Below are 11,939 nucleotides of genomic sequence, written 5' to 3'. Positions count from 1 at the left end.
CCCCATTACAACTCTAAGAAGAGCTGTAAATTTCCCTTCGCACGATTATAGCGATCCAGTCCATATGTCCCAAAGTCGCTTCCAGTAGCTTCTTTAATCTTTGTCCAAGTACTCCATAAGAAATCTTGGAAAATTTTATTAATCAATATTCTTTCCTTATAAGATTCATCTACTTGTCCATTAAAATAGTAATTTAAAAATAACTCCTCATCTTCTGAAGAAAAACCACACTCTAAACTATGTGCTGCGATATCCCACATCGGATCATTCATACCGCCATATTCCCAGTCGATTAGGTATATTTTGTCTTCCCCACTCTTAACAAAGTTTTCAGGAACCGTATCATTATGACAAGGCACAAGCGTAACATCCATTGCCTCATACATATCCTTTAATCGCATTACTTTGTCCTTCACTTCTCCATAATCATCAAAGTTAGATCCGTTTACTTTATTTAATAGCCCTTCATAATGCTCTATTTTTTCAAATACATTGAAGGTATTATTCATCTTAGCACCCGAACTGTGTAATTCCTTTAATACATTTGTAGTTAACTTCATATTGTCGATACGTTTTGCCGTTTTCGGATTTAATGTTTCTGCATTTGGAATTAATTCTGCTAATTTCACACCTGTTTCTTCATTAAAGTATAAAAGTTCAGCATCAATTCCTAATTCGCTTGCTAAATTAGCAGTTACCCTTTCATCACGACGACTAATCATCTCTTCTGTACCGCTTCCTGGAATACGCAGCACATATTCTGATGTTCCAACACTTACTTTGAAATTCGTATTCGTCATGCCACCAAATGGCTGAATATCTGTAATTTCATCTTTTGAAATAGAAAGTGCTTCTGAAACATACTTTTTAATTTGTCGTTCTTTAAATTCTGCTTCTTTTTTCACTAAGCGAGGATATATTTTATTTTTCACCACTTCATATTGCTTCGGTGTATCAATCTCTGCCCATACAACATCTGGTAACTTCGCATAACCGACATCATACAACCTTGCAGCATCCAGAAGTAAATATTCATAGTTCACATATGGATTTTGATTGCGGCTGAACGTCGCTAACATGTTCATGAACACGTCATACGAGATTTTAGAAATCCCAACCATCTCACCATCAATGCGGTTTAACTGATGAATGTCTTTTGAAATTTTATAAAGATAGCCATCTTGAATCTCAACAAACGCTTCATCACCAGATCCACTCTCGTTTGTAATTAATACACAATCCGGTTCTGGATGATTTAACACTTGAATAAGAGCTTTCTCTTCGATTAAAATATCATCTTCAATTAATAAGAAATCATCTGTAATAAGTTCCTGAACCTCTGCCAGCGATGCCATTGATCCCGTCCACTTATATTTCGGATTTTCTACAAAGTGCACATTATGACGACCTGTCCAACCTTCAAACTGCTCCTTCTTGTAACCAACAACTACCACGATTTTTTCAATCCCATTATTTTTAAGGATTTCTAAACTACGATCTAACAAAAGCTTTTCCCCAACTGTTAACAAACCAGATGGCTTCCCAAACTCATGACGCTTTCCAGCCGCAAGAACAACAGCTTGCATAACTTTCTTGCTCTCTTTGCGATGAATGCGAAGCTTCTTCCCTTGATACGCAGCTAACTCCTGCTGCATATAATCAAAGCCTTTCTTATACAAATAATAATTCATGTACTTTCCTGACTTTTCACTATAGATATATTGATTCTTCGTTAAATCATTCATAATATAATTCACTTTACCAACAGATATATTGCAGTGCTCTGCAATCTTTTTTTGGTTCATCTGTGGATTTTGATTAATAACCTCTAATATATTTAGTACTTGTTGCATAGAGCTTCCCTCCATCACCCAATTCATCCGTTCATTTTTTGAACATGTCATTATTTTATCACTTATAGGCGCTAACGTAAATATTTTGTAAATTTAATGTTTCCTTTGTAAAGAACATCCTTTATGAATAATATTACGAAAAACAACATCAATAAACGTATAAGGGACAATATATAAAAAGACGGTGGTTGCGTATCAATTTATCACTGATGTATACTTATTTATGATGTCAGAATTTGTCGTATTGATTAAAAAAATGGAGGAACTTGATTTGAATGCAACACAATTATCGCCGTTAGAGCAAGCTCAAAAAGTAATGCTGCATATGCTTATAACAATTCATAAAATTTGTAAAGAACATAATATTAAATTTTGGATCACAGACGGTACTTTACTAGGGTCTGTTAGACATAAAGGATTTATCCCTTGGGATGATGATGCAGACCTTGCGATGCTAAGAGAAGACTACGAGAAATTTTTACGTATTATTCCAAACCATTTACCAAAGCCATATAAACTAGAAACAGAAAAAGTAAACACACACGGCAAACATAACTGGACGAAAATTCTCTACTTAGATGATTTTGAATGGGAAGAAAGCGACGGTACGCATAGAAAAGGAATATCAATTGATATTTTCCCATTTGACTACGTTTCAGAATCAGCTACACCATTAGAAAAAATTGTACGCAAACTTGCCGCAATCAATTATCCTTCGAAAATAAACGGCCCTGCAGATGTAGCAAGACGAATTCTAAACAAATCGAAATTCTTTAAACTATATGCAAAAGGCCTAAAGAAGACAAACGCTGTAACGTACGGACTGGAAACTGGCTATTACAGATGGCACAACTTCGAGCTTAGTGAAATCTTCCCATTAAAAGAAGGTATTTTCGATGGACACATGTTCCCTGTTCCAAACGATGCAGATCGCTACTTATCGGGAATGTATGGAGACTACATGCAAATACCAGAAGAAAGCAAACAAAAAGCTCATATGGAAAATTTAAAAGTAACAAAGAAAAACATATAAAAACAGTACAAAAATAAGGCGCTACGTAAAGTATACGTAGCGCCTATTATTTAAATTACTAAACCCTTCTTTTTAGGTAGGAGAGAGCATCCAGCCACACGTAGAAGCGGTCAGATCCTTTTCTTGCCCCATGCCAAGTGAAAACAGACGGAGAAAACGAGTGCAGATCATCTTTTCTATCCATAGCCGCAACTTATATGTGAAAAATCAAAATGGATTTATATACATAACATCAAAAAAGCCTAATTCCCCAAAACAGGGTCACTAGGCTTCTTATCTATATACAACTACTATTTTGTTAACTCTAAATGTGCTTTTAACTTATTAGACAAGTCTTGACGGTCTTTATCTGGCACGAAATAGTACCAAACACCACCTTGCTTACGACCATCACCAGGAATTTGAATCTCTTCTTTCTTATTCATCGCAGCTTTATAGTTGCTTTGAAGATCCCACATTTGATCCTGATTTAAATTTGTTTTTACGTTTTTCTCAACAGCACCTAACATCGTGCCAAGTTTTGTAACGGACGATATATTCGCACCTTTACTAATAACTGCTTCTAGCACTTGACGCTGGCGCATTTGACGACCGAAATCACCGCGCGGATCTTCCTTACGCATACGTGTATACTTCAGTGCCTGCTCGCCATTTAGATGAATATTTCCTTTTTCAAATGACATGCCTTCAAGTGTAAATGCTAAATCATTATTCACATCAATTCCGCCAACAGCATCAACAATGTCACTGAAGCCTTCCATATTAACTTCAATATAATAATCAACCGGAATATCTAAGAAATTCTCAACCGTATTCACAGACATATTAATTCCGCCAAATGCATACGCATGATTAATTTTATCTTTCTTCCCCTTACCAACAATCTCCGTATATGTATCACGAGGAATACTTACCATCTTCATGGAACCTTCCTTCGGATTTAACGTTAACAACATAATTGAATCCGAACGGCCTTTATCTTCACCACGCTCATCTGCCCCTAACAATAGGATAGAAACAGGCTGCTTATTACCAAGCTTAACATCCGTAGATCGTTTCGTAGAATGATCCCGCTCAAGTGGCGTATGAACCTTATCTAATGTGCCCGTAACAGATGAGTACATATAATACGCATAACCGCCTCCTGCAATTAGAAGAACAACAATAATACCAAGTATCCAAAATAGAATTTTCTTCATTATGTAACCTTCTTTCTTGAATCGGCTTTATAGGTTTGCTAAGGGATAAAGTACTACACCTATTATACATGGAATTAGTTTCCATATCTAACTTATACTATCGTATATATTATATATTTCCTCATTAGATACCTTCCCTATACACAAAAACACCTCGTCTTATCCTAGACGGGATAAGACGAGGTGTTTTACATTGCTTCTCAAAAAATATATTATGTATCTCTTTTGCCAATAATCAAGAAAAAATTAATTTAGAATTCCGTTATTTATATATCCGTTTATCAAGTATAAGTAATTAATATGACATACTTTTTGGAAAAATCACCTAACATATCTCTTCTGACTTATCATTTTCTTATATTCAAAACAGCAACATTAACAAGATCATACTCATCGAATAAGTTCCGCTTCTTGGTAGCCATTCTTATTATTCGACTGCCATTTCCATGAGTCTGCACACATTTCCTCAAGCCCGCGCTTTGCTTCCCATCCTAATTCACGTTTTGCTTTAGATGCATCTGCAAAACATACAGCAACATCCCCAGGTCTGCGCTCAGTAATTTTATATGGAACTGTCTTTCCTGAAACTTTCTCGAATGCTCGCACCATCTCTAGCACACTATAACCAGTACCTGTACCAAGATTATACGCATCCACTCCTGTTGTATGTAATACTTTTTCAAGAGCCTTCACATGTCCACTCGCAAGATCAACCACGTGAATATAATCACGAACACCTGTACCATCTTTTGTTGGATAGTCATTTCCAAATACACTTAATTCCTTTAACTTACCAACTGCTACTTGCGTTACATATGGCATTAAGTTATTGGGAATTCCATTTGGATCTTCTCCAATACATCCACTTTCATGTGCACCAAATGGATTGAAGTAACGAAGTAATGCAATGCTCCACTCTGAATCAGCTACAGCTACGTCACGCATCATTTGTTCAATCATCAATTTTGTTTGACCGTACGGATTCGTTGCACTTAAAGGAAATTCTTCCGTAATTGGTGATGTCTCAGGAATACCATACACCGTTGCTGACGAGCTAAAGATCATTTTCTTCACATTATGTTTCTGCATAACATCACATAATACCAATGTACTTGTAATGTTGTTGTGATAATACTTAAGCGGAATTGCTACTGACTCACCCACCGCTTTGAGACCAGCGAAATGAATCACTGCTTCAATCGTATTTTCTTTAAAAATCATATCCATTGCTTCGCGACTCAAAAGATCTTCTTTATAGAAATTAAATTGTTTTCCTGTTATTTCTTTCACTCGATTTAATGATTCTACTGAACTATTAGAAAGGTTATCAGCGACTACGATTTCATAACCATTATTTAATAATTCTACACATGTATGACTACCAATATACCCTGCTCCACCTGTTACAAGTATTGCCATGATGAAACCTCCCAGAGTCATTTACTTCTTATTTATAAGATTTTCATTTCACCGAAAGAAAAACCAATTGCCCAAAAGGCAATTGTGCTTTCTTTCGACTAAGATTGCTTCTTTAAATCCGGCTGAGACACAAGCTTCGTATACACAATAAAGCGATCTGGCGCATCACCGATATAATCGAACGGATAACATGTTGTTAACGTTATAGCCTCATAATCAGTTGGAACGATAATCGTCTCATCATTCGCTCCCGTAATTTTGAAATCTGTTATCTCATAAACAAACTCACCATACGGCGTTCCGAATTTAATTTGATCACCTTTCTTCACATCTTCCAGCTTACGAAAACTCGTATTCCGGTGTCCACTTAACACAACATTCCCGCCTTGTCCTGGCAACGTACTCCCAGCAAAATGCCCAACTCCTGATTTCAGTTCTTTCGGATGCGTCCCTTCTACAACAGGAACTTCATACGAAAGAGAAGGGAACTTCAGTTCACCAAGTTTCTCTCCTGGATCAGGAATCTTGGACCAAATTTGTTTAAACTCTTTCTCTTCTTCCGCAGGCTTATACGGTGTAATAACCGTATGAGCTAACAACGCTGTTTGCTTCGTTAACTCCCAGCCAAAAAACGCAACAATACCAAGACCAAATAAAATAATGGAAACGGGAATCCCAATGATTACCCATCTCCATTTTGACTTACGCTTATGTACTTTCTTTCGCTTTTCCATAGGGCGTATTATGCTTGCTCTGTTTTACGAGCTAATCGTACTGCTGGAACTAATGCAGCTGCACCTAAAAGTACAATTAAACCACCAATTAGCATATAAGTTTGCTCATTAGATGCTGTATTTGGCATTTCAGCATTTGTCATTGGAACGAACTTACCAGTTGCGTTTAGTTCACGCTTTGCTTCCATCGCAACTTTTAAAGAGTTCACTAAGCTTTGGAAATTAGCTGCTTTTAACATCTCTTGTGTTGGGTTAATTGTAGCTAACAATTTACCATTTAAATCTTTTAATTGAACTAATACATTACCATTCAATTTGTAGTTCAAGATGTCTAACTCTTTGCCTTTTCCGTCAACGATTGCTACTTGTAAATGAGCAAGCTTTGCACTATCAAGGAACAAACGTAGCACTTCTGCTTTCTGAGCATTTGTTAAACTCATCACATCATTTGTGCTTGCAAGAATTTCACTCACTCTTGCTACATTTGCATTAATTTGCTTTTGCTCTTGATCTGTTAAGCTTGTCTTTTGTAAATAAGCATACAAATAATCTACTTGATCTACATGCAGAGCTTTCAACGAACTTACCAACTTTTGTGAAGCTTCCTTACCACTTGTCTCTGCATGTGCAGCTGGGGCAGCAAATGCTGTTAACCCAAGACCAAGTGCAGCGACTAATGACCCCTTTTTCATAACGTCTTTGAAATTCATGGTTGTTTCTCCTTTTTATTACAATTTAACAATTTAAATATACCATAAGAGCTTCAATGAAAATAACTTATATTTTATTTTCAATATAACACTAGTGTCGCATTAAAATAATTAACCCCATTTATATAAACATAATTTTCTGCAATCTATATATTTTACAAAAAAATTCTTAATATCATCAATGTAGGTGAAATCTCTATATAAGTCCTTTTCAAAATCACCATTGTTAAATATCTTAATAGGCTTACCAGCAAAATAATTATTAGTAAATCCAGAATAGACCATATCCGATCGTCCTATCGGTCCATAAACCAAAAGAACCGAAGTCCTGTCTCTGGAATTAAGTGGATATAAGTATCTGCCATCAATTCAATTGATCTCTTAGTAGATGCATAAAATGATACTGGTTAATCTACAAAATCTGTTTCTTCGTTTATTTAATTTGATATTCATTGTCTTTCCAATAATTTCATTTTAAGGTTAACCAAAAGATCATTAACCTCTTTTATTTTCATAAAAATTATTAATATAGCATATACAATTGCTCCTAATAGAATAGAAATTAATAAAGCACCTGATTCCCCTGCAAAGTTAGTAAGATTATAAAATATTCCTTTTACGACTATAGCCATTATAATAGTAGCTATCAGTATTTTAAGAAAGGTTTTAACAAGATGCTTATTCCATAAACCTTTAGTTTTACTTTGTAATCTAATTCCAAGTAATATTGAGGCGACAAAACCTGATATACTTGTAGCCAAGGCAAGACCACTAATACCTATGTATCTTGACAGTATTATGTTTAATATGATATTTAAAATTAGAGCTAAACTAGCATTATATAACACAGATTTTGTGTCTTTAAGTGCATAAAAAGCTCTTGAAATGACTTCTCTTAGTGCAAACCCAACCATACCAATGGCATAATAAAATAATACGTTTGATGTCATTTCTATTGCTGCCATATTAAATGCCCCTCTACCAAATAATAATAAAATAACCTGTTTTGAAAATATCAATGCTCCTGCTGAGATAGGAATCATGAAAATTAATATATATATTACTGACTTAGAAAATAAGTCTTTAAAATTATCCATATCTTTTTTTTCAAAAGCATTACTCATAGACGGAAAAACTACTGTGACAATTGTAGTTACAATAATTCCTTCAATAAATAAATAGACAATATTTGCATACATAAGAGAAGATATTCCACCTGATCCAAACTGAGAAGCCATAGTTCGATCAACTAATGTATTGATTTGGGTTATCGATACACCAATTAATACCGGTAACGAAAAGCGAATAATTTTTTTAAAATATTTATCTTTTCTATTTAGTTCTAGACTATATTTAAATCCCCCTTTTTTTAAAGGCGGGAACAATAAAATTAACTGTGAAATCATACCAATTATGAAACCATAGGCTAAAAATAATACATTATCAGTGATATAACTAATAAAAATAAATATTATAGTAATAATATTAAATGGAATACTCCTTAAAGCTGTGGTAATAAAATTTTTATTAATGTTTAGAAATCCAGAAAAGATATATATAGCTGAGGTAAAATATATTGAAAATAAATTAATTCTAGTTAACATCTTAGCAATTTCTTGAGTTTTATTATCAAAACCAGATGCAAAAATATTCACCAAGTCTTCAGTAAATAAAAATCCAAATAAAATAATTATTGTACTCATTAATAGACTAAAGTTTAAAAGATTAGAAGTAAACTTTAGTGCTCTTTCTTTAGTTTCATTATTTAATATCTCTTGGTATATAGGAATATAACCTGTTGCAATTGCAGTTCCAATAAATCCGAATATTACCGTAGGAATTGTATTAGATATGAAATATGCATCAGTAATATTAGAAACACCGAAAAAATAAGATAAAGTTAGATCTCTAGCGAAACCCAATAGTTTAGATAATATAGTAATAATCATCAATAGCAAAACAGTTTTTTTCATATTTTAGCCTTCTATAAATTAATATTTTTAAATCTAAAGGATTTATGAATCTGTTCATAAATCCTTTTTATAATCTTTTTTCTTTAGAAATATCCCCCACACTAAAAGTAATACTTCCAATGGTAACATCTTAGCTCTATGACGCATTGCAGTACCATAATTAGCCGTACCTCCAGCATGGATTAAATAAGTAACTACTATTATTGAAATAAATGTCCATTTAATAATCATTTCATAATTATTTTTAGGTTTATATCTCTTTATCCAACACCCAATTCCCATAAGCAATAAAAGTCTAGGTAAGCCATCAATAAGCCAAGCAATAAAAGTAGGAGCCCCATTTATTTGCCAGGGTAAAGGAGATAATGTAAACATTAATACTCTATATGGCATTTGTACAATTACTTCTGGTATACTACCCGGTGTACTAGAAACATAAGCGGTGTCCCCAGCGGAATATGAAACTTTATCAATTAAGTCTTCAGTATTTTCTATACCTGAAAACTTCTGAGTAACCACATCTGATAAAGGTGTTAGCCATATAAATAAAAATAATAAAATAGTACTGACTAACTTAACTGGAAATACAGATATGAGACTTCTTTTAACATCATAGATAGAATTAACAACCATATAAATAATTACTACTCCAATCATCCCAGCATGAAATGCAGAAGCAATTAAAGAAAAAATAATTGATAAAATAAAAAAACTATATTTTTTCTTATTTAAATACAGCAGGAAAAAATATAAAGACATTACGAAAGACCATTGAATAGGCATCTCTCTTAGAACAGTTATTGAAAAGATAAAATCTATTGGCCAAACGAATATAAGAAGGCTTGAGATATCAGCAATCCTTTTACTTTTAGTAAGTATATATGAAATTTTGTATATATACTTTATCATTATTATTGATAAAATTAATACAAAACAGTTTATCAAAGCTAAATGTGTACCAAATAAATAATAAACTAATGAAATAAATCTACTAAATAGATTTACTTCTGGAATTATTAATAAATCAAAAATACCTTTAGATTCAGCTAATAAATTAATTGCATGTCTATTATATCCTACCCAGTCATTTCCACCCATTGGAAGATCCCTATATTTAGCTTGATAAACTAACATGAGGAATTTAAACAGGAAAATTAAAATAAAAACTATTTTTGACCCTTTGTTACTAAATTCATTTAATGCAAGGCATGATACTATTAATAACAAGCTAAATGGGATTATTAAGTTTAAAAAGGGTATTCCCCAAATTATTGACATACTGTAGTTTAATAGTCCTATTATTCCTACAATAGCGAGGCTTTTAACTGAATCTTTAATTTTAAATCTTACATCCATTACTATTCACCTGCTGTTTTAATGAGTCTAAATATTGTTTAATAATCAAGGAAATATAAAATTACTTCCTCCTACTATAAAAATCTTTACATAAATTATGCTACAATTTATATACTTCCACAAAAAGGATTTAATAACAAATTTAATATCTACTTCTGTCTGAAGCTTCACATCGCCATTCATCAAAACTAAACTGTACTTCCTTTAAGTTTTTTTCGAATTGAAAACTTAGCTAAATCCTTTTTTAAAAATTAAAATTATTCGTTTACTTGGCAGCGAAGATTTAGTATAAATCTTCGCTATCTTAACCTTATCCCAAGTCTCAAATAACTCAATTTATGTATGGATATCAGAATTTCCTTTCTGATTATTTATTTCAATAACTATACTTATTGAAATATTTAATAAAAACTATTCTATCCTCTAGGACTATTTAGCTTCTATTAGAGTTGTAATAGTTCAATTTTAACTTCTGATAATGCTAGCAAAATTTCAATCTCCCTCAATATCTAACCTATTTTTTCATTAATAATTTATAATCCTTACACTGATTATCAAGCATTATCGGTCTATCAAAGTATGTCTCAGTTCTTTTTCTTGCATTTAAGCCTAGCTGATTACATAAATATTTATCTCTCATAACCTGCTCCATAACTTTATAAAGTGATTTTTCGTCTCTAGCTTCTGCTAACAAGCAGGATTCCCCATTTTCCATTACTTCTGAAGCACCTGGTATGTTCGTTGTAATGATTGGGCATTCCATAGCTGCAGCTTCTTGTAAAACCATGCCAAAACCTTCTCTATATGTTGGATGTACATAACAGTCAAATGCAGCATAGAATTTAACTAACTCTTTTTGACTTTTACGTCCAGTAAAAATGACATTTTCACTTTTTTTAGCCCATGTAAGTAAATCTAAAGAAACATTTTTATCTATTTCCATATCTCCTATAATAAATAGCTTTGCTCTTGAATTATTAACTATATTTTTAAAAGCAGTTAATATTTCATTTGCCCCCTTATCTCTAGATAATCTACCTACAAAGCCAAAAACAAACTCGTCGTTTATTTTGTACTGCTTTCTTATCTCTTCTCGGTATGCTTCTTTCTTTGATAAATCATATAGACTTAAATCAACCCCAATGGTTCCACCTTCACCAATAACTTTCACTTTTTCCTTTATATATAATTTTTCATTTAAAGCAAACTCAAGGTTCTTTTTACTTACAGCACGAATGTCTGTTGACAAAATACATACTATCTTTTCTATTAATCTAAAAATTCCCCTAGAAAAACCACTCATACCAACATACCTTATACCCCACTGACAATATAATCTTCTTGGAGAATGAGCCAAGATACTTGAAATACTTGCATATAGTGACGCATTAGGTGTAGCATATTGGACTAAATCAAACTTTTCCTTCCTGAATAATAAATACATCTTTAAAATTGCTAATATACCAGAGGCATTAACACCTCTTTTCATTTTGATTGGTATATAATGAATATATTCTGGTAAACTTTGAGCAAAATCCTCGTCTTCGTCACATATAAATGTAATATCTACATCTTCGTTATCATGAAGGTATTTTGCTGTTTCTAAGACAAATGTTTTAAGAGTAATAGGTACTGTTGTAATGAAACAAATTTTCATCATAA

The 11,939-nt window shown here is 32.8% G+C and carries 9 protein-coding genes and 1 pseudogene; 1 reads left to right on the top strand and 9 read right to left on the bottom strand.

Going from position 1 to position 11,939, the window contains the following annotated elements; translation table 11 throughout:
- Positions 1-5: 5 nt before the first annotated feature.
- Positions 6-1,853: an NTP transferase domain-containing protein gene (locus AAIE21_RS17245; protein ID WP_343267880.1), complete on the bottom strand. Its 1,848-nt coding sequence runs from the start codon at positions 1,851-1,853 to the stop codon at positions 6-8.
- Positions 1,854-2,124: 271 nt separating this feature from the next.
- On the opposite strand from AAIE21_RS17245, the gene AAIE21_RS17240 reads away from it, so the two are divergent.
- On the top strand, positions 2,125-2,886 hold the full coding sequence (locus tag AAIE21_RS17240; RefSeq protein ID WP_343267879.1) for a LicD family protein: 762 nt from the start codon (positions 2,125-2,127) through the stop codon (positions 2,884-2,886).
- 290 nt (positions 2,887-3,176) lie between these two features.
- Here the strand turns inward: AAIE21_RS17240 and tagU are convergent, their stop codons facing one another.
- The 8 genes and pseudogenes from tagU to AAIE21_RS17200 all read right to left on the bottom strand — a co-directional run bounded on the left by tagU (position 3,177) and on the right by AAIE21_RS17200 (position 11,937).
- Positions 3,177-4,085 carry a polyisoprenyl-teichoic acid--peptidoglycan teichoic acid transferase TagU gene (gene tagU / locus AAIE21_RS17235; protein ID WP_343267878.1) on the bottom strand — a complete coding sequence of 303 codons (909 nt, stop codon included), beginning with the start codon at positions 4,083-4,085 and terminating at the stop codon, positions 3,177-3,179.
- Between the two features lie 390 nt (positions 4,086-4,475).
- Positions 4,476-5,504, bottom strand: a complete 1,029-nt coding sequence (gene galE / locus AAIE21_RS17230) for a UDP-glucose 4-epimerase GalE (RefSeq protein ID WP_343267877.1) — start codon at positions 5,502-5,504, stop codon at positions 4,476-4,478.
- A gap of 98 nt (positions 5,505-5,602) precedes the next feature.
- On the bottom strand, positions 5,603-6,238 hold the full coding sequence (locus tag AAIE21_RS17225) for a class D sortase (protein WP_343267876.1): 636 nt from the start codon (positions 6,236-6,238) through the stop codon (positions 5,603-5,605).
- Between the two features lie 8 nt (positions 6,239-6,246).
- Positions 6,247-6,948, bottom strand: coding sequence for a cell wall anchor protein (locus AAIE21_RS17220; RefSeq protein ID WP_343267875.1), 702 nt, complete (start codon positions 6,946-6,948; stop codon positions 6,247-6,249).
- A gap of 171 nt (positions 6,949-7,119) precedes the next feature.
- Positions 7,120-7,379, bottom strand: a pseudogene (locus tag AAIE21_RS17215) (NAD-dependent epimerase/dehydratase family protein); the annotation flags it as partial.
- 18 nt (positions 7,380-7,397) lie between these two features.
- Positions 7,398-8,921 (bottom strand): murein biosynthesis integral membrane protein MurJ, encoded by a 1,524-nt coding sequence (gene murJ, locus AAIE21_RS17210; protein WP_343267873.1) that lies wholly within the window; start codon positions 8,919-8,921, stop codon positions 7,398-7,400.
- 54 nt (positions 8,922-8,975) lie between these two features.
- Positions 8,976-10,277: a hypothetical protein gene (locus AAIE21_RS17205; protein WP_343267872.1), complete on the bottom strand. Its 1,302-nt coding sequence runs from the start codon at positions 10,275-10,277 to the stop codon at positions 8,976-8,978.
- A 514-nt stretch (positions 10,278-10,791) separates the two neighbouring features.
- Entirely contained in the window at positions 10,792-11,937 is a 1,146-nt protein-coding gene (locus AAIE21_RS17200; protein WP_343267871.1) for a glycosyltransferase, read from the bottom strand.
- Positions 11,938-11,939: the final 2 nt, after the last annotated feature.

The sequence above is a fragment of the Paenibacillus sp. 102 genome, assembly GCF_039549175.1.
Classification (GTDB): domain Bacteria; phylum Bacillota; class Bacilli; order Bacillales; family Bacillaceae_G; genus Bacillus_A.
The sequence above is the reverse complement of the archived record's forward strand: the minus strand, read 5'-3'. Positions and strand labels throughout refer to the sequence as shown.

What these genes read in the sequence shown, in the direction of transcription:
- AAIE21_RS17205 (WP_343267872.1), bottom strand. Translation starts at nt 10,277, where the DNA reads ATGGATGTAAGATTTAAAATTAAAGATTCAGTTAAAAGCCTCGCTATT.
- AAIE21_RS17225 (WP_343267876.1), bottom strand. Translation starts at nt 6,238, where the DNA reads ATGGAAAAGCGAAAGAAAGTACATAAGCGTAAGTCAAAATGGAGATGG.
- galE (WP_343267877.1), bottom strand. Translation starts at nt 5,504, where the DNA reads ATGGCAATACTTGTAACAGGTGGAGCAGGGTATATTGGTAGTCATACA.
- murJ (WP_343267873.1), bottom strand. Translation starts at nt 8,921, where the DNA reads ATGAAAAAAACTGTTTTGCTATTGATGATTATTACTATATTATCTAAA.
- AAIE21_RS17245 (WP_343267880.1), bottom strand. Translation starts at nt 1,853, where the DNA reads ATGCAACAAGTACTAAATATATTAGAGGTTATTAATCAAAATCCACAG.
- tagU (WP_343267878.1), bottom strand. Translation starts at nt 4,085, where the DNA reads ATGAAGAAAATTCTATTTTGGATACTTGGTATTATTGTTGTTCTTCTA.
- AAIE21_RS17220 (WP_343267875.1), bottom strand. Translation starts at nt 6,948, where the DNA reads ATGAATTTCAAAGACGTTATGAAAAAGGGGTCATTAGTCGCTGCACTT.
- AAIE21_RS17200 (WP_343267871.1), bottom strand. Translation starts at nt 11,937, where the DNA reads ATGATGAAAATTTGTTTCATTACAACAGTACCTATTACTCTTAAAACA.